Source organism: Dermacoccus sp. NHGro5 (genome assembly GCF_017565385.1).
Classification (GTDB): Bacteria; Actinomycetota; Actinomycetes; order Actinomycetales; family Dermatophilaceae; genus Dermacoccus; species Dermacoccus nishinomiyaensis.
Map to the genome: position 1 here is coordinate 85,752 of NZ_JAGEKQ010000019.1, position 17,500 is coordinate 103,251.

Here is a 17,500-nt window from a genome sequence, read left to right on the forward strand (position 1 = left end):
ACATGCGAACCCGGCCCCGCACCTGCCCACCGACGTCCGCGCCCGGGCGGGCCACCTCGCGCATCGGCGAGGCGCTGCGATGAGCACCGAGCCCCGCGACCGCGACTGGGACGCCGAGTTCGCCCAGATCACCCGGCATCTCGACCTCGACGCAGCGTCGGAATCCGCGACGCGCCGCGGCGCCCACCGGGATCTCTTCGAGCCCACATCCGACGAGACCACGCCCATGACGCCCGCCTCGCCGGCCCCGGCCGACGACGGTCCTGTACCCGGCTTCCGGCCGCAGTGGCGCATGCCGGACGAGCAGCCATGGGTGATGACGCCGCCGCCTCACGGGCAGGCTGAGAGCGCTGCAGGTCAACACGACCACGACGATCTCGATGACCTGGACGAGGAACCCTTCGTCCCGCCTGAGCCCGCACCGTTCGAGACCGGTGACCCGGCGAGCGTCATCATGCTCGCCTGCTTCGTCCTCGGGCCGGTGTGGCTGCTGTACCTCACCCTGTTCGATCGTGAGGCGGCCACGCTGTGGTGGCTCGTCGCGGCGGGGCTGCTCGTCGGCGGCTTCGCCCTCGCCGTCGCGAGGCAGCCGAAGAACCGCGACGAGCACGACGATGACGACGACGGCGCCCGCGTCTGAGCCTCTACGACTGCCGGCCCGAGCGGCCTCGTCCGATCCCCCGGGCCCTCCCAGCGGACGTCAGTCGGTCGTCAGTTCGACGTCACCGTGACGTCGACGACGAGCGGGCGGTGATCGGTCGCGACCGTCATGTCGTGTTCCACGGCGCTCATGTCGACCGTCTCCAGCGTCAGCGACGGCGAGGCGTAGACAAAGTCGATGCGCTTGTGCGGTTCGGCGGCGTTGAACGTGTTGATGCGCGGCCCCGCGTCGACGAGCCCGTGTGCCTTGAACTCCCGCCCCGCGGGCCCGTTCTCGAGCTCGTTGAAGTCGCCGGCGATCGCCCACGGCACGTCGCCCGGCAGGTTCGGGTCGGCGATGAGCTCACGCGCGTGCCCGGCGCGCATCGAGCTGTAGAGCGACAGATGCGTGCTGATCGCGAGCCACTTCGCCTCGCCGGGCAGGCACACCTCGGCCCATGCGTAACCGCGCGGCTCCTGCGGACGCGGCACGGTGTAGAGGCCGTGGCCGCTCGCGGCGACGTCGAGGCGCGGCGCCGTCACGATCGCGGTGCTCATGCGGTGACGGTTGCCGCCGCCCCACACGAGCCCGACGGATTCGGCGAACTCGGCGATGCGATGGTCGGAGAACGGATGGCGCGGCATCTCCTGCAGGCACAGCACGTCGGGCGCGGCGTGCCGGATGACGCGCAGCAGGGCCGCACGGTCGTCCTTGAGGCCGCGCACGTTGTACGACATGAGACGGGTGGTCATGCGATGTCCTCCTCGACGGCGCTGCGCGCCAGGTCGGCCGCGCCGATGAGCCCGGCCTCGTTGCCGAGCTGCGCCTGCACGATTCGTGCCTCCGGGCGGTACCCGCGCCCCGGCAGCTGCTTGCGGAAGGCCTCGCGCGCCGGCTTCAACAGCATCTCGCCGGCTGCCGACACGCCGCCGCCGATGACGAACGCGCCCGGGTCGAACGCACTCGCGAGGTTCGCGAGGCCGGTGCCGAGCCACGAACCGATCTCGGCGAGCAGTTCGGCCGCCGTCGCGTCCCCTGCAGCCGCGGCCTGGGTGATCATGGGCCCGGTCAGCTTCGTCAGGTCGCCGCCGATCTCGGCCTCGATGTCGTGCGCCATCGGCGACTGCGCCGCGAGCAGCGAGCGCGCCTCGCGCACGAGCGCGTTACCGCTGGCGTACTGCTCCCAGCAGCCGCGGTTGCCGCACTCACAACGGATGCCGCCGGGCACGACCTGCATGTGGCCGAACTCGCCCGCGATGCCGTACCGGCCGCGCTGCATCACCCCGTCGACGAGGATCGCGCCGCCGATGCCGGTGCCGAGGTTGACCATGATGACGTGGCTCTCCCCCGCCACCGCGCCGAAACGCCACTCCGCCCAGCACGCGGTGTTGGCGTCGTTGTCGACGAAGACGGGGAACGCGCAACGGGCGCGCAGGTTCTCGCGCAACGGCTCGTTGCGCCACGACAGATGCGGCGCGAAGACGACGGTCGAGCGGTCGGCGCCGACGAATCCCGCCGCGCCGATGCCGATGGCGCTGACCTCGCCGAGGTCGTCGCGTTCGGCGGCATCCTGCAGTTCATCGACGACGCTGACGAGTAGGTCCTCGACGACGGCGGCCTTCGTCGAGCGGTGCGGCGTGTCGCGGCGAGCGCGCGCGATGACGGTGCCGCGCTCGTCGACGAGGCCGCCCGCGACCTTCGTGCCGCCGATGTCGATTCCGATGGCGAGACTCATGCACGCCCCCTCTCTGCGAGCGCTGCGGCGCCGATGACGCCGGCGTCGTTGCCCAGTTGTGCGACGACGAAACGCGGCGACGGACGGTGCCCGCCGCCCGTCAGCTCGTCGGCGAAGTGGATGCGAGCCGATTCCAGGACGAGGTCGCCCGCCTCCGCGAGCCCCCCGCCGATGACGAAAACGGCCGGGTCGAGCACGGCCGCGAGTGACGCGCAGCCCTCGCCGACCCAACGGCCGATCTTGCTCAGCAGCGCCAGGGCTGCCGCGTCGCCCTCTTGTGCCGCTGCCGTGACGTGCGCGCCGCGCAACGCCTCCGGATCGCCCGCGCAGGCTTCGCGAAGCCGCGCGGCCTCGGTCGCGCCCGAAGCAACGAGATCGCGCGCCTCACGCACGAGCGCGGACCCGGAGGCGTACACCTCGAAACAACCGCGATTGCCGCAACCGCACAGGTGACCGCCCGGCACGACACGCATGTGCCCGATCTCGGCGGCGATGCCGTGGCTGCCGCGCATGAGTTCGCCGTCGAGGACGATGCCGCCGCCGACACCGGTGCCCAGCGTCACCATGACCATGTCGTCGACGTCCGCGCCGCCACCGTGGAGGAACTCGCCGTAGGCGGCCGCGTTCGCGTCGTTCTCGATGACGACGGCGTGCCCCGTCGCTTCTTCGAGGCGTGCGCGCAGCGGCTCGTGCCGCCAGGCGATGTTGGGGGCGAACAGGACGTTCGCGCCCTGCTTGTCGATGTATCCGGCGCACGCGACCCCCACCTTGGGCGCCTCGACGCCCTCGGCACGCGCCGCGGCGCCCAGCTCGTCGATGAGTTCGACGGTGGCGGCCACGATGGCGTCGGGCTCCTGCGCGGGCGTGTCGCGGCGCGCGCGGCGCACGATGGTGCCGCCGGAGTCGACGAGGCCCCCGGCGATCTTCGTTCCACCGATGTCGATGCCGATGCTGAGTGTCACGCTCGTTCCTCACTGCTCGCGGACGGCGACGGCGCATGGGCCGTCACGATCATCCTGACGGGGCGGGGCGCCGAGCCCAAATCGGGTGGCGCCCCGGTGGCGGGGCCGTACATGCGGCGCCTCAGGCGGTGGCGTTCGCCCCACCGTGATCGAGATCCGGCGCCTCGGCGTGCGCCTTCAACGCATCGAGGGCCGCGGTGATGATCTGCGTCTCGACCTTCCGGCGCAACGCCGTGTGCAGCGGAAAGCCGGGCCGTGCGTGCAGGGCATACGCGACGTCGGTGGCGTCGCCGTCAGCACGCAGGTCGTAGTGGCCTTGCATCGCCTCGATGTGCTGCGCCTCGACGAGTTGCCACGCCACCCGTGCGCGGTCGGCGCGACGAGCCACCGTGTACGCGAGCGTCACGACGTCCTTGAACGGGCCGGAGGCGAACGTCAGCTGTGCCTGGTCGACGTCGCCGGAGGGCGTTCGACTCAGCACGACGGCTCGCGCGACGTCCTTCGACCACTGCGGGTAGGCCGGCAGGTCGAGCACCACGTCGAGCACCCGAGCGCAGCTCGCCTCGATCCGGATGCGGCCCTCGCTGAGGGCGTCGCTGTTCGTCGTCATGACACCGAGGGTATGCGCCGAGCGGCGGCAGGGTCGTAAGGTACGCATGACGACGGGCCTCACCGACCGCCGCCACCGACCCAGTACCGACCCAGCGAGGATCCGCAATGCGTGAAGTGAGCACGAAGCTGCTCGTGCCGTTCGACGAGGAGCTCGCGCTTCCGCACATCGTGGTGCGCAACGCGTCCGAGGATCCGCGAGGCATCGGTTACGCCCGGCGTGAGGGCGCGACGTGGGCCGGGGTGACACACGAGGAATTCCTCGCGCAGGTCGAGACGCTCGCCAAGGGGTTCATGGCGGCGGGCGTCGAAGCGGGTGACCGCGTCGCGCTCATGAGCACGACCCGCTACGAGTGGACGCTCACCGACCTCGCGCTGCTGACGTGCGGCGCTGTCGTCGTGCCGATCTACGAGACGTCCTCGAGCGACCAGGTCGCCTGGATCCTCGCCGATTCCGAGGCCGTCGCCGTCGTCGTCGAGAACCAGGAGATGGCGCTCACCGTCTCGCAGGTACGCGAGCGCTGCCCCCATCTGCGCGACGTCTGGCAGATCGACGCCGGCCACCTCGACGAACTGCTCGAGGGTGCCCCGGAGGTCAGTGACGCGCAGATGCGTGCGCGCCGCGACGCCGTCGACGCCGACCACGTCGCAACGATCATCTACACCTCGGGCACGACCGGCCTGCCGAAGGGATGCGTGCTGACGCACGGCAACTTCGTGTCGTTGTCGCAGAACTGCCTCGCGCTGATGGACGACCTCGTCAACGGCGGTGAGGAGAACAACGGCACCCTGCTGTTCCTGCCGCTCGCCCACGTCTTCGCCCGCCTCATCCAGTTCGTCGCGATCGCCTCACGCACACGCCTCGCCCACACGACGATCGGGACGCTCGTCGACGACCTCGGCACGTACGCGCCGTCGTACCTGCTCGGCGTGCCGCGCGTGTTCGAGAAGGTCTACAACTCCGCCGAGCAGCGCGCGCAGGGCGACGGCCGCGGCAAGATCTTCGCCGCCGCCGCCGACACCGCGATCGCCTACAGCGAGGCGACGAACGCCGGACGCCGCGCGCCGCTCACCCTGCGCGTCAAGCACACCGTGTTCGATCGACTGGTCTACGCGAAGCTGCGCTCGGCGTTCGGCGGTCATCTGCGCTACTCCATCTCCGGGGGCGCTCCCCTGTCGGCCCGGTTGGCGCACTTCTACAACGGCATCGGCCTGCCCGTTCTCGAGGGATACGGACTCACCGAGACGACGGCTCCCGCCTGCGTCAACCCGCCGAAGGCGCTGCGCATCGGCACCGTCGGCCCCGCCTGCCCCGGCGTCGGCCTGCGGATCGACGACGACGGCGAGATCCTCGTCAAGGGCATCAACGTCTTCCGCGAGTACTTGCACAACCCCGAGGCCACCGACGAGGCGAAGATCGACGGCTGGTTCCGCACCGGCGACCTCGGTGAACTGGACGCCGACGGCTACCTGACGATCACGGGGCGCAAGAAGGACATCCTCGTGACGGCGGGCGGCAAGAACGTCAGCCCCGCCAAGCTGGAGGATTCCCTGCGCTCGCACCCCCTCATCGCAGAAGCCGTCGTCGTGGGCGACGCCAAACCGTTCATCGCGGCGCTGCTGTGCCTCGACGAGGAGATGCTGCCCGGCTGGGCGAGCGCGCACGGCATCACCGACCTGGACCCCGCAGACGCAGCACAGGATCAGCGGGTACTCGACGAACTGCAGAAGGCCGTCGACCAGGCCAACACCCTCGTCTCCCGCGCCGAGTCGATCCGCGCCTTCCGGGTGCTGACCACGCCTCTGACTCAGGAATCCGGGCACCTGACGCCGTCGCTCAAGGTCAAGCGCAACGTCGTGCTCGACGACTACGCCGACGTCATCGACTCGATCTACTCCTCTCCCCGCACCTGAGACAGCTCACGCCGCCTCGTCGCCGTCGTCACCCCTCACCGGAGCCGACCTGACAGCCAGGTGGTGAAGCTCTCTCGACCCGCGACGAGTGGCGCCGCGCCTGCGGTCGCGTCACGCGGTCGGGCGCGCACTAGGGCGACGACCCGTGCGGTGCCTGCACCATCGGCGAGATACGTGACGTAGGCGTGCGCCCATTCGTATCCGAGCTCGGTGCCCACCTGCTCCTGCGGGGGCGGTGAATCCCCGATCTTCTTCTGCGGCGCCGCTTGGGCGAGCGTCGGCCAGCGGCTGCGTTCAGGCACCGACACGAGAGGTGCGGCCGTCCACTCGGCGGCTCCCTCCTTCAGCCACCACTGCGTCGCGTCCGCGCCGAACTGCCCGAGCCACAGATGCGTCAGCTCGTGCGCGAGAACGACCCGGCGGCCGCCCTCCGTCAGCGACGAGGCGACAGAGGGCGCGAGGAACACACCCTGCCTCGTGGTGACGCCCGCGGTGTCGGCGTCCAACCCGTCGGCACTCGCCGCGAACTCCGCGTCGTCCCGGCAGAGCGTCACCCGCAGATCACCTTCGAGACCCGCCGGCCGCGTGGTGCCCCACACCTCAGCGATCCGGTGCGCGGCCGCCTCGACGCGCGCGCGCCACTGCGCCGAGGCATCGTCCCCGGCCCCTGATGGCGAGGACGCGCCTTCGTCGAGCGCGTTCGGCAACCGCAGCACCACGCGCCCGAGGACGGTGTCGATCGTGAGGCTGGAGACCCCGCCATCGGTTCCGCCACTTGCCTCGGCTGACGACGACGTGCCCCCGGGTCGGCGCTCGCACCCTGCGAGCCCCAGGATCGCCCCCGCGGGCGCGATGACGCCTCCCAGGACGAAGTGGCGTCTCGACAGCATGGCGCAAGCGTAGGAGGTTCTCACACGGCGGCGCGCAGACCGGCGAACGGAGCGCTCTCCAGCAGCGCTGACGCCGCGTCCTCATCACCGACGAGACCGGCGCTGCAGAGCATGTCGAGAACACGGTGGTCCTCCTCCTCCCAGACGGGGCCGCTGGTGACGGCGGGCATGTCCAGGAACGTCTTCATGACGCACGTGTCGCACGCACGACCTCGTGCCGGGCACGAATCACAGGTGATGAGCATGACGCCTCCTCGAAGCGCTGATCGGTCGATTCCCCAACGGGTCTCGATGTGTTTCGCACGCTAGGTTCGAGCACCGACAACCCCGCCGTCCCGGGCGATTCGGGGGTCATCGACACGTTCGTCGCGGTCGAAGATCGCCCGCGTCCGACCTCCGCGACCGCCCGTCGCGGCGCGCCTCGTCCCCGCCGCGCCGCCTGCCCGTCCCCACCCCCTTGAAAGGCACCGGCCACCGCCTCATCCGGGGGTTGTCACCACCGCCGTCTAGCGTTCGCGACATGGTGACGAACACGCAGACGAATCCGACCGCGGTGCAGGGCTGCCTCGACGATCTCGGCACCCCGTTGCACGACGTCACCTTCGTCATCGTCGACCTCGAGACCGCCGGGGGTCGCCCGGGCGCGCAGGGCATCACGGAGATCGGCGCCGTCAAGGTCCGTGGCGGCGAGGTGCTCGGCGAGTTCGCCACCCTCGTCGACCCCGGCTGCGCGATCCCACCGCAGATCCAGCGGCTCACCGGCATCACGACGGCGATGGTGCACGACGCGCCGAAGCTGGCATCGGTGCTGCCCGCATTCTTCGAGTTCCTCGGGCCCGACGCCGTCCTCGTCGCCCACAACGCACCCTTCGACGTCGGCTTCCTCACGGCGGCCGCACGGGATCTCGAGGTCCCGTGGCCCGCTCCTGCGGTCGTCGACACGGTCAAGCTCGCCCGCGCCCTCGTGCCGCGCGACGAGGTCCGCAATCACCGCCTCGGCACGCTCGCGGCCCACTTCGGCGCAAGTGTCAACCCGAATCACCGCGCCCTCGCTGACGCCCAGGCCACCGTCGACGTCCTGCACGCCCTGCTCTCGCGAGCCGGCAGTCTCGGCGTCACCTCGCGTGAGGAACTGCTCTCCTTCAGCGCGAAGGTGCCGGCGGCGCGGCGCCGCAAGGCCACCCTGGCCGACGGCCTGCCCGCCGAGCCCGGCGTCTACGTCTTCGAGAACGAGGACGGAAAGCCGCTGTACGTCGGCACGTCCGGCAACCTCCGCACCCGCGTGCGTTCGTACTTCACCGCGTCGGAGAAGCGTCGCGAGATGGGGCTCATGGTCGATCTCGCCGCCCGCGTGACGCCCATCCCCTGCGCGACGGCGCTCGAGGCACACGTGCGTGAGATCCGGCTCATCGCCGAGCATCGGCCACGGTTCAACCGACGCTCGAGCCGGCCGGAGAAGATCGCATGGCTCAAGATCACCGACGAGAAGTTCCCGCGCCTGTCCGTCGTGCGCGAGCAGCGAGCCGACGAGGCGACGTACCTCGGCCCGTTCCGCACGATGGTCGCCGCGCGGCTCGCCCGCGATGCGGTGCACGACGTCCGCCGCATTCGCCAGTGCACCACGCCCATCCGCGCCAAGGGCGGCACGGCGTGCGTCCTGGCGGAGATGGATCGGTGCGATGCGCCCTGTATCGGAGGCATCACCCAGCGCGATTACCTCGACCTCGTGTCGAGGTTGAGGCAGGAACTGCTCAACGAGCCCGGGTCCATCGTCAATGACGTCGAGGCGCGCCTGGCCCGCCTCGCGGGGCAGGAACGCTTCGAGGAGGCCCGCGCTGGGCGCGACGCCCTCATCGAGCTCCTGCGTGGGCTCGACCGTCACCAGCGCCGGGCACCCATCGTCAACAATCCGCATCTCATGGCGGCACGGCCACGTCGGGGCGGCGGCTGGGAGTTCGCCGTCATCCGACACGGTCGGCTCGCGGCGAGCGGTGCCTCACGACCCGGTCAGGATCCACGGCTGACGATCGAGGCCTTGCGGGCGACGGCCGAGGCCGTCGCGACCCCGCCTGCACACCGTTCCGCAGCGCTTGAGGAGGAGACGGAGGTGCTCCTGCGCTGGATCGCGCGCGCAGGCACCCGCATCGTCGAGACGGACGCGCCGTGGGTCAGCCCGCGGGATGCCGCGACACGCTACCTCGACGATCTCGATCCCGTCGTCCGCCGCGCGCACGAAGCGGCAGCCGTCGAATCCGGCGTGCTCGCGCATCCCGGACAGGGGCGGGCGACGACCCGTCAGTCGTCGAGCCCCAGATCGAACCCCGCGTCGAGATCGCGTTGGGAGTAGGTGCGAAAGGCCAGGTGCGTGTCGGTCTCGAGCACGCCGTCGACCTTGTTGATGCTTCCGGAGATCACCTCGGCGAGTTGCTCGTACGCCGTGACGCGCACCATCGCGATGAGGTCGACGCCTCCGGTCACCGAGTAGACCTCCATCACCCCGGGCACGTCGGCGACGTGCTGGGCCACCTCGGGGATGCGTGCGACGTCCGCCTTGATGAGGACGATGGCGGTGATCATCGGGTCTCCTTCATGAGGGGCTCGGAATCGGCGTCTACGGCACTCGAACCGTGGATCCAGACGTCGAGGGTGCGTTGCGCGGCGCTGGAATCGACGGCCTCGGCAGCGCGCGTCATGCCCGCACGGATGCCGGACGCGAGGTCGTCCGCGCCACCGAAGAGGCTGCCGCGCTCGTACTGGGCGACGAGTGCGAGAGCCGCGCCGGCGTTAAGCAGGACGGCGTCGCGCACGGGCCCGCGCTTCCCGGCGAGGACGTCACGGACGACCTGAGCGTTGAACGACGCGTCTCCGCCGCGCAGCGCCTCGATCGGGGCTGGCGACAGCCCGACCTGCTCGGGCGAGATGCTCTCTTCGATGACCTCGCCGTCGTGCACCCACCACAGGCTCGACGTCGTCGCCAGGGTGAGCTCGTCGAGGCCGTCGTCACCCCGGAAGACCGCCGCATCGGCGCCGCGTTGCGCGAAGACGCCAGCCATGACCGGTGCCATCCTACGGTTCGCGCAACCCACAGCAGCGATGGCTGGGCGCGCCGGATTGGTCAGGGGGCCGAGGAAGTTGAACGCGGTCGGGACGGCGAGCTCCCGCCGCGTCGCGGCGGCGTGCCGCATGGCGGGGTGGAAGCTCTGGGCGAACAGGAACGTCATCGGGGCATGCGTCACGTCTTGCTGCAGCTCGTCGACGTCCGCGCTCAGGTCGACCCCGAGCGCTTCGAGAACGTCAGCCGTCCCGGTCGAGCTCGAGCTGGCTCGGTTGCCGTGCTTGGCCACCTTGACCCCGGCACCGGCGCACACGAGCGCGGCCATCGTCGAGATGTTGACGGTGTGTGCCATGTCGCCGCCCGTGCCGACGATGTCGAGGGCCGGCACGTCGAGCCTGAACGGCCGGGCGTGCTCGACCATGACGTCGGCGAGCCCCCGCAGCTCCTCCACCGTCTCGCCCTTGCTGTGCAGTGCGACGAGGAACGCCGCGAGCGGAACGGGGGCGACCTCCCCGTTCATCACGGCCGTCATCGCGGCGTGGGTCTGCTCTGGCGTCAGGTCCTCCCCACGCATGAGCTGGGCCACGAGGCTCGGCCACTTCATGACGGATCTCCTTGCACGTCGTTCGTCGTACCACCACCCTAAGCGGCGCCGTGACCGTGCGACAGGCGCGTCCACCGACGTCCCGCGTCACCGTGCTAGGCGCTGACGTGCGGGGTTGCAACCGCGTCAACACACACAGGAAGAACACCCTTCAACACCCAGCGAGCACACAGAGCAGATAACGAATATGTGTCCAATTGGGGGGCCGCTGTCATGATCGCTGCCAGGGCAGGACATAATGTCCGGGTGGCGACCGCAACTACAGCTCAGACGAGCGAACACGGCATCCCCGCCGGGCACGCACCGGCGACCCGACCCAACCTGACTGCCGTAGGCACGATGGTGTGGCTCGGGAGCGAACTCATGTTCTTTGCCGGATTGTTCGCGATGTATTTCACGATCCGCTCCGTGGCAGGCGACCTGTGGCACGAACGCACGTCGCACCTGAACGTGACGCTGGCGGCCATCAACACGACGATCCTCGTGATCTCGTCCGTGTGGTGCCAGCTCGGCGTGTTCAAGGCGGAGCACGGCATCCCCCACCGCACGGGCAAGCTGCTCGAGGTCGGCAAGTGGGGAATGCGTGAGTGGTACTCCCTCACCTACCTGTTCGGCGCGATCTTCGTCTCCGGCCAGATCATGGAGTACGCCACGCTGCACGAGGAGGGCATCTCCCTCGACAGCGACGCCTACGGCTCGATGTTCTACATCACGACCGGCTTCCATGGCATCCACGTGACCTGTGGCCTTCTCGCGTTCCTGCTCATCATCGGACGCACGTTCACCTCGCGCACCTACAGCCACCACCAGGCCACGGGCGCGATCGTGACGTCCTACTACTGGCACTTCGTGGACGTCGTGTGGATCGCGTTGTTCGCTGCCATCTACCTCCTCAAGTGATGCGCGACACCACTAGCAGAACCCGAACCCTGACTCCCCCGACCGCCGACAGGATGTCCTTGTGAGCACTCTCGCCGCCCGCCGCCGACACCCGGCCTCCCTGTTCGTCGTCCTGCTGCTGGCCCTGGTCGTCACCGGTGGCCTGTACGCAGCCTTCGCGCCGAAGAGCGCCAAGGCCGAGACGACGTCCGCCAGTGACGTCAACGCTGGCAAGCAGCTGTTCCTCGCGAACTGCTCGACCTGCCACGGCACGAACGCCACCGGCACGTCCGCCGGCCCCTCCCTCGTGGGCGTCGGCGCTGCCGCCGTCGACTTCCAGGTGGGCACCGGCCGCATGCCGCTCGCCGCGCCAAACACGCAGGCGCAGCGCAACACGAAGCAGTTCAGCGACAAGGAGATCGCCCAGATGGCCGCCTACGTGGCCTCGCTCGGCACCGGTCCCAACGTCCCCGAGAAGCAGTACACGACCCCGGGTGGCAACTCGGCCAAGGGTGGCGAACTGTTCCGCGTCAACTGCGCCATGTGCCACAACTTCGCCGGCTCGGGTGGCGCGCTGACGCGAGGCAAGTACGCGCCGCCGCTGACGTCCGTCTCGGGCAAGCACATCTACGAGGCCATGCAGACGGGCCCGCAGTCCATGCCGGTGTTCAACGACACGAACCTGTCGCCGCAGGACAAGAAGGACATCATCACCTACCTCAAGGACATCGAGAAGCAGCCTGCGCAGGGTGGTCACACCCTGGGCAACCTCGGCCCGGTCTCCGAGGGTCTGTTCGTGTGGACGTTCGGCATCGGCCTGTGCATAGCGGTGGCTGTCTGGCTCGGACGTAAGGCAGCGTGATGAAATTCCCCCGCTTCGGCTCTGACTCGTCAGACAGGAAACGCAACGAAATGAATGAAACCGGCGCGCATGCGCTCCCCGGTGACGGCCACCCGGACAACGCTCCGGTGAGCCCGAACGACGGGCACGTCGAGCGTTCGGGCGCACTACCCGAGCACTTCTCCGACCCGGGCCTGCCCCCGCACGTCCACCGTCTCGGTGACGAGGATCCGGCTGCGGCCAAGCGCTCCGAGCGCCAGGTCGCCATGCTGTTCCTGCTCTCGATGATCGCGACGATCGCGTTCGTCGTCTGCTACTTCGCGGTCGGCCGCGAGTCGATCATCTCGGTTCCTTTCATCGGCCCGATGAAGGCGCTGCACTTCGCTCTCGGCCTCACGATGGCGATCTCCATGCTGGGCATCGGCCTGGGTGCCATCCACTGGGCTAAGACGATCATGCCCGACGAAGAGGTCGTCGAGGAGCGGCACGAGCTCAAGTCCGACGACGAGGCCTGGGAAGCCGCCGCCAAGATCATGACGGGTGGCGCGGAGGCCGCGCAGCTGAAGCGTCGCCCGCTGCTCAAGTGGACGCTCGGTGGCGCTCTCGGTCTGTTCGCCGTCCCGGTGGCTCTTCCGCTGCTCGGTGGTCTCGGCCCCATGCCGAAGAACGACCTCGCGACGACGCTCTGGGACGAGAAGATCAACGGCCGCGGCCGCCGCCTCATGCGCGACCCCGAGGGCACCGCGATCCGCGCCTCGGACGTCACGCTGGGTTCGGTCTTCCACGTCCTGCCGGAGGGCATCAACACGACGGAGCACCCCCTCAACGAGAAGGCGAAGGCCTCCGTGCTGCTCGTGCGGCTCGACGAGGAGAAGATCAAGTCGGAGCGTCAGCGCAAGTGGGGTGTTGACGGCATCGTCGCCTACTCCAAGATCTGCACACACGTCGGCTGCCCCGTCGGCCTGTACGAACAGCAGACGCACCACCTGCTGTGCCCGTGCCACCAGTCCACGTTCGACATGACGGATGACTGCAAGGTCATCTTCGGCCCCGCCAAGCGTCCGCTGCCGCAGCTGAAGATCTCGGTCGACGACGAGGGCTACCTCGTTGCTGACCAGGGCTTCAAGCGCCCGGTCGGCCCGAGCTTCTGGGAAGACAACGGGAAGGAACTCAAGTCATGAGCACCGCTGCCTCTTCCGCGAGCGCAACGCACCCCACAACACAGCGTCAGGACCCGCAGGGCGGCCTGGCTGGCATGTCCAACTGGTTGGACGAGCGCACGGGCGGCGCCAAGGGCGTTCGCTTCCTCATGAAGAAGGTGTTCCCCGACCACTGGAGCTTCATGCTCGGTGAGGTCGCGCTGTACTCCTTCGTCATCCTCATGATCACCGGTACGTTCCTCACGTTCTGGTTCGTGCCGTCGCAGGGCGAGACGATCTACAACGGTCAGTACGTCCCGATGCAGGGCATCCAGATGTCGGAGGCCTACGCCTCCGCGATCGACATCTCGTTCGACATCCGTGGTGGGTTGCTGATCCGTCAGCTCCACCACTGGGCGGCGCTGCTGTTCATCGTGTCGATCATGATGCACATGTTCCGCGTGTTCTTCACGGGCGCGTTCCGCAAGCCCCGCGAGATCAACTGGGTCATCGGCACCCTGCTGTTCATGCTCGCGATCATCGAGGGCTTCATGGGCTACTCGCTCCCGGACGATCTGCTCTCGGGTACGGGTATCCGCGCCATGGAGGGCTTCATCCTTTCGGTCCCGATCGTCGGCACGTACATCTCGTACGCGCTGTTCGGTGGCGGCTTCCCCGGCGAGATGATCATCCCCCGCTTCTTCACGCTCCACATCCTCATCATCCCGGCGATTCTCGTCGCGTTGCTCGCCGCACACCTCATCCTGCTCGTCGTGCACAAGCACACCCAGTACCCCGGCCCGGGCCGCTCCGACAAGAACGTGGTCGGCTTCCCCCTCATGCCGGTGTACATGGCGAAGGCCGGTGGCTTCTTCTTCGTCGTGTTCGGTATCACGGCGCTGATCTCGGGTCTCATCACGATCAACCCGATCTGGATGTACGGACCGTACGAGCCGACGCAGGTGACGGCCGGTTCGCAGCCTGACTGGTACATGGGCTTCGCCGACGGTGCTCTCCGTCTGCTGCCCGGCGTGTTCGAGTTCCAGCTGTTCGGCCACACGTGGAGCATGAACATCTTCCCGGGTTCGATCGCCTTGCTGCCGTTGTTCTTCGGCGCCATCGCGGTCTACCCCTTCATCGAGGCCTGGGTCACGGGCGACAAGCGTGAGCACCATGTGCTCGACCGTCCGCGCAACGCTCCGACGCGCACGGCGATCGGCGTGGCGTTCGCGACGTTCTATGCGGTCCTCATGTTCGCGGCCGGCAACGACCTGATGGCGATCAAGCTGCACATGTCGATCAACGACATCACGTACTTCTTCCGCGTCATGGTCTTCCTCGGCCCGATCCTCGCCTACCTCGTGACGAAGCGCATCTGCCTCAGCCTGCAGCGTCGCGACCGCGACCTGGTGCTGCACGGGCGCGAGTCCGGACGCGTCATCCGCACGCCGGAGGGTCGATTCTTCGAGGCGCACGAGCCGCTCGACGAGTACACGCGTTGGCAGCTCGTGAGCTACGAGGCCGGTACTCCGAGCCAGATCGAGCTCGATGGTCTTTCGGGCAAGGAGCGGAGGAAGGCGAAGCGTCGCAACCGCTGGACCAACTTCTACTACAAGGACAGCATCGCCCCCGTCACTCCGGCCGAGCTCGAGGCAGCTCACCACCACGGTGACGACCACGCTCTCGAGGGCGCTCACTGAGTCGCCCGCGAGGATAACGCCGAAGGCCCCCGACATCACTGATGTCGGGGGCCTTCGGCGTATCTCGGCCGGGAGGCGTCAGGACGACGCTCCATGGCCACCTCAGGTGGGCCGGCCAGGGAGGAAGGGCAGCTTCCCGGGTGCAGGCGTCTGCGGGTGCCAGGTCGCCACGCGCTTCGGGTGACGGCGCTCCGCGATGCTCCCGGCCTCGCCCGGGGATGGTGCGCTGGACGCACCGCATCGCCTCGATCCCCCTCGCCCGCGTTTGTCTCGCATTCGTCACCGGTCGTGAGGGTGTCGCCCACGCATCAGCTCATGCGTCCACGTGGTCCGGAGGGATTCTCCCCCGTCTCATCGTGCCGTACAGCGGTGCCTCGCTCGGCGGCCGGAGCCGTTCGCTCATCGTGCCCGGAGCCGCCTCGTGCTCACGTCAGGGCAATGTCGCCATCGTGCCCGGAGCCGCCTCATACTCACGTCAGAACAATGTCGCCATCGTGCCCGGGGCCGTTTCGTCCTCTCATCCCGGCCCCGGTCGTCGCTCAACGGCTGGAGGCCGTGGGGAGGCGGCCGACGCCCTACCAGCCTTCCCTGCCCCCCCGCCTGCGACCGGGCACCCCTGCAAGCGGGCATGAGGGCGCCGCCTCGGGAAGCAAGGAGCGCGCACCACGCTGTGAGAGGCGGCGGGCGCCCAGCAGCGTCTCTGCATGGTCCTGCGCCTGAGCTGACGGCGGCGCGCCCAGCAAGTCGCCCGTCGGTGCCCTGCGATGACGGCGGCGATTGGCCCTGGCCTGCTGTGCCGGCAGCGTAGCCGCGGCGCAGATGAGTCCCTGATTGTGGTGAAACACCGGTCGTCGCGCCCCCGGCCTCTTGGACGTGGGCGCAGCCACCGCGTGATCATTCGAGTCAACCTCCTACAGAATCCTCGAACAAAGTCATCCCGATATCCGCACCTCACATTGTCGACCTGCCAGCGTTCTGGGCGAAGCCCTGGACGAAGCCAGCCGGACATGATGCGCGCCACTTGCCGCAAACCATTGCTCAACGCTCTGCCGTCCGCCGACGCTGACGCCGTGATCGGCGCCGAGTGGGGCCTACCCAGCCCGACACGCACGACCCACCGCAATGGCTACCGCCACCGCGACCTCGACACCCGCCTCGGCACCCTCGACATGGCTGTGCCGAAGCTGCGCTCAGGCGCCTACTTGCCGGACTGGCTCATGGAACGACGCAAACGAGCCGAGTCCGCACTCATCACGGTCGCCGCTGACTGCTACCTCGCCGGCGTGTCCACGCACCGCAGGGCTCCCCCGCTGCGCGCGACGCGGGGTTCGTAGCGGGTGATACCCCCAAGCTGGCGAAAAACCCTCGGCACCAACGCGCCGTCGAGTCCCAGGTCAGCCGTATGGGCGCCGACCTCGACCCGCTCCACGACGACTTCCGCCACCGCCCCCTCGACGATGCAGGCCCGTTCACGTTCGTCACCGCCGACGCCCTCACGATGAACGCGCGTGAAGGACGCCGCGTGATCAACACCGTCGTCTCGCTCGCCACCGGCGTCAACAATGACGGCCACCGTGAAGTGCTCGGCCTGCGCGTGGCCACGAGCGAAACCGGGTCAGCGAGGAACGAGTTCTTCGCCGACCTCGTCGCCCGCGGCCCGAGCAGTGTCCTGCTCATCACCAGCGAGGCCCACCGGTCTGTGCGAAGCGATCAGCGCGAACCTGCCCGCCGCGAGCTGGCAACGATGCCGCACTCACGACGCCGCGAACTCGTCGGAATCTTCCCCAACCGCGACGCGATCGTGCATCTCGTCGGCGCCATCCTGGCCGAACAAACCGATGAACGGGCCGAAGGACGACGCTACCTCGGCCTCGACGTCCTCGCCCGCTCACACGCGGCCATCCTCACCGACCCGCCCACCGAGCCAGGACACGAACCCATGCCCGCACTCACCGCCTGAACCCACCCCGCGAAGGAACACACCGTTACACCACCGCCAGAGACTTGACCGCCGGCGCGCCCAGGAGCGACGCGCGCGAGCGCGAGCGAGCCGCCGCGATCCCCGCACTCTCGCAAGATCCGCTGCGTGAGTTGATCGTGCTTCGCAGTAGTTTGATCGTGCTTCGCAGTTGCCGACGCGATTCGCAGATGGGCACGTCATTGGCGAAAGGGGGACGGAAATCGCAAACGTGCGGAAGCTGTCAACCTGATTGGAGTCACGTGGGGTTGAGTTGGGTGATTTCGGGTGTTGTGGCGGCGATGGGGCGCCGGCCTCGGTAGCGTTCGGGGTTCGCGGCGTACTGCGCATCCAGGACGGCTTGGCGTTCGGTGTGGACATTGAAGCGTCCCGGGTTTCGTGCCGCTCCTATGCGGGTGCCAACTCTCGGTTGAGGTTGGCGTAGTAGGCGGTCTCGTACTCGGCCGGGGTGGTCATGGCCAGAGACGAGTGGAGCCTTCGGTTGTTGTACCACTCGACCCATCCGGCGGTGGCGTACTCGACGTCGGCGATGGTCTTGTACGGGCTGTCGTGGA

The 17,500-nt window shown here is 68.8% G+C and carries 16 protein-coding genes and 1 pseudogene; 8 read left to right on the top strand and 9 right to left on the bottom strand.

Translation table 11 applies throughout. The annotated features are described in order from the left end of the window. The first annotated feature begins 79 nt into the window (after positions 1 to 79). Complete coding sequence (locus J4Z35_RS09705; protein WP_006946580.1) at positions 80 to 640, top strand: hypothetical protein; 561 nt, start codon at positions 80 to 82, stop codon at positions 638 to 640. Between the two features lie 71 nt (positions 641 to 711). On the opposite strand, the gene J4Z35_RS09710 is transcribed toward J4Z35_RS09705, so the two are convergent. The 4 genes from J4Z35_RS09710 to J4Z35_RS09725 form a co-directional block, all read right to left on the bottom strand. Further along, entirely contained in the window at positions 712 to 1,392 is a 681-nt protein-coding gene (locus tag J4Z35_RS09710; RefSeq protein ID WP_074039157.1) for an endonuclease/exonuclease/phosphatase family protein, read from the bottom strand. Then, positions 1,389 to 2,375 carry an ROK family glucokinase gene (locus J4Z35_RS09715; RefSeq protein WP_074039156.1) on the bottom strand — a complete coding sequence of 329 codons (987 nt, stop codon included), beginning with the start codon at positions 2,373 to 2,375 and terminating at the stop codon, positions 1,389 to 1,391. Before J4Z35_RS09715 ends, J4Z35_RS09710 begins: the two co-directional genes overlap by 4 nt. Then, a complete protein-coding gene (locus tag J4Z35_RS09720) occupies positions 2,372 to 3,337 on the bottom strand; it encodes an ROK family glucokinase (RefSeq protein ID WP_074039155.1) in 966 nt (321 codons plus the stop codon). The genes J4Z35_RS09715 and J4Z35_RS09720 overlap by 4 nt, the downstream gene beginning before the upstream one ends. A gap of 121 nt (positions 3,338 to 3,458) precedes the next feature. Beyond that, positions 3,459 to 3,947, bottom strand: a complete 489-nt coding sequence (locus tag J4Z35_RS09725) for an SRPBCC family protein (protein ID WP_006946556.1) — start codon at positions 3,945 to 3,947, stop codon at positions 3,459 to 3,461. Positions 3,948 to 4,054: 107 nt separating this feature from the next. Between J4Z35_RS09725 and J4Z35_RS09730 the strand changes: the two genes are divergently transcribed. Further along, a complete protein-coding gene (locus J4Z35_RS09730; RefSeq protein ID WP_074039154.1) occupies positions 4,055 to 5,860 on the top strand; it encodes an AMP-dependent synthetase/ligase in 1,806 nt (601 codons plus the stop codon). Between the two features lie 35 nt (positions 5,861 to 5,895). On the opposite strand, the gene J4Z35_RS09735 is transcribed toward J4Z35_RS09730, so the two are convergent. Further along, entirely contained in the window at positions 5,896 to 6,750 is an 855-nt protein-coding gene (locus tag J4Z35_RS09735; protein ID WP_006946609.1) for a hypothetical protein, read from the bottom strand. A gap of 20 nt (positions 6,751 to 6,770) precedes the next feature. Further along, complete coding sequence (locus J4Z35_RS09740) at positions 6,771 to 6,938, bottom strand: hypothetical protein (RefSeq protein WP_006946593.1); 168 nt, start codon at positions 6,936 to 6,938, stop codon at positions 6,771 to 6,773. A 332-nt stretch (positions 6,939 to 7,270) separates the two neighbouring features. Between J4Z35_RS09740 and J4Z35_RS09745 the strand changes: the two genes are divergently transcribed. Then, complete coding sequence (locus J4Z35_RS09745; protein ID WP_062258765.1) at positions 7,271 to 9,097, top strand: DEDD exonuclease domain-containing protein; 1,827 nt, start codon at positions 7,271 to 7,273, stop codon at positions 9,095 to 9,097. On the opposite strand, the gene J4Z35_RS09750 is transcribed toward J4Z35_RS09745, so the two are convergent. Both J4Z35_RS09750 and trpD read right to left on the bottom strand, forming a co-directional pair. Further along, entirely contained in the window at positions 9,046 to 9,327 is a 282-nt protein-coding gene (locus J4Z35_RS09750; protein WP_074039153.1) for an Lrp/AsnC ligand binding domain-containing protein, read from the bottom strand. The two genes, J4Z35_RS09745 and J4Z35_RS09750, sit on opposite strands and share 52 nt — an antisense overlap. Further along, the gene (gene trpD / locus J4Z35_RS09755) at positions 9,324 to 10,409 is read right to left on the bottom strand and encodes an anthranilate phosphoribosyltransferase (RefSeq protein ID WP_006946543.1); all 1,086 of its coding nucleotides are present in this window, start codon (positions 10,407 to 10,409) and stop codon (positions 9,324 to 9,326) included. Before trpD ends, J4Z35_RS09750 begins: the two co-directional genes overlap by 4 nt. Before the next feature lie 246 nt (positions 10,410 to 10,655). Between trpD and J4Z35_RS09760 the strand changes: the two genes are divergently transcribed. The 5 genes and pseudogenes from J4Z35_RS09760 to J4Z35_RS09780 all read left to right on the top strand — a co-directional run bounded on the left by J4Z35_RS09760 (position 10,656) and on the right by J4Z35_RS09780 (position 16,928). After that, on the top strand, positions 10,656 to 11,309 hold the full coding sequence (locus tag J4Z35_RS09760) for a heme-copper oxidase subunit III (protein WP_006946553.1): 654 nt from the start codon (positions 10,656 to 10,658) through the stop codon (positions 11,307 to 11,309). 61 nt (positions 11,310 to 11,370) lie between these two features. Continuing rightward, complete coding sequence (locus J4Z35_RS09765) at positions 11,371 to 12,150, top strand: cytochrome c (protein WP_006946652.1); 780 nt, start codon at positions 11,371 to 11,373, stop codon at positions 12,148 to 12,150. Between the two features lie 50 nt (positions 12,151 to 12,200). Next, positions 12,201 to 13,310, top strand: a complete 1,110-nt coding sequence (locus J4Z35_RS09770; RefSeq protein ID WP_006946571.1) for a Rieske 2Fe-2S domain-containing protein — start codon at positions 12,201 to 12,203, stop codon at positions 13,308 to 13,310. Further along, positions 13,307 to 14,968 carry a ubiquinol-cytochrome c reductase cytochrome b subunit gene (locus J4Z35_RS09775; protein WP_006946606.1) on the top strand — a complete coding sequence of 554 codons (1,662 nt, stop codon included), beginning with the start codon at positions 13,307 to 13,309 and terminating at the stop codon, positions 14,966 to 14,968. Before J4Z35_RS09770 ends, J4Z35_RS09775 begins: the two co-directional genes overlap by 4 nt. A gap of 940 nt (positions 14,969 to 15,908) precedes the next feature. Next, a pseudogene (locus tag J4Z35_RS09780) lies at positions 15,909 to 16,928 on the top strand (transposase). Between the two features lie 405 nt (positions 16,929 to 17,333). On the opposite strand, the gene J4Z35_RS09785 reads toward J4Z35_RS09780, so the two are convergent. Further along, positions 17,334 to 17,500 (bottom strand): integrase core domain-containing protein (locus J4Z35_RS09785; RefSeq protein ID WP_208065546.1); only part of this gene is annotated, 167 nt, incomplete at its 5' end.

Bases quoted from the DNA above. Each gene is read 5' to 3' on its own strand.
- J4Z35_RS09710 (WP_074039157.1), bottom strand. From the start codon at position 1,392: ATGACCACCCGTCTCATGTCGTACAACGTGCGCGGCCTCAAGGACGAC.
- J4Z35_RS09715 (WP_074039156.1), bottom strand. From the start codon at position 2,375: ATGAGTCTCGCCATCGGAATCGACATCGGCGGCACGAAGGTCGCGGGC.
- J4Z35_RS09750 (WP_074039153.1), bottom strand. From the start codon at position 9,327: ATGATCACCGCCATCGTCCTCATCAAGGCGGACGTCGCACGCATCCCC.
- J4Z35_RS09770 (WP_006946571.1), top strand. From the start codon at position 12,201: ATGAATGAAACCGGCGCGCATGCGCTCCCCGGTGACGGCCACCCGGAC.
- J4Z35_RS09730 (WP_074039154.1), top strand. From the start codon at position 4,055: ATGCGTGAAGTGAGCACGAAGCTGCTCGTGCCGTTCGACGAGGAGCTC.
- J4Z35_RS09725 (WP_006946556.1), bottom strand. From the start codon at position 3,947: ATGACGACGAACAGCGACGCCCTCAGCGAGGGCCGCATCCGGATCGAG.
- J4Z35_RS09705 (WP_006946580.1), top strand. From the start codon at position 80: ATGAGCACCGAGCCCCGCGACCGCGACTGGGACGCCGAGTTCGCCCAG.
- J4Z35_RS09735 (WP_006946609.1), bottom strand. From the start codon at position 6,750: ATGCTGTCGAGACGCCACTTCGTCCTGGGAGGCGTCATCGCGCCCGCG.
- J4Z35_RS09740 (WP_006946593.1), bottom strand. From the start codon at position 6,938: ATGAAGACGTTCCTGGACATGCCCGCCGTCACCAGCGGCCCCGTCTGG.
- J4Z35_RS09775 (WP_006946606.1), top strand. From the start codon at position 13,307: ATGAGCACCGCTGCCTCTTCCGCGAGCGCAACGCACCCCACAACACAG.
- J4Z35_RS09745 (WP_062258765.1), top strand. From the start codon at position 7,271: ATGGTGACGAACACGCAGACGAATCCGACCGCGGTGCAGGGCTGCCTC.
- trpD (WP_006946543.1), bottom strand. From the start codon at position 10,409: ATGAAGTGGCCGAGCCTCGTGGCCCAGCTCATGCGTGGGGAGGACCTG.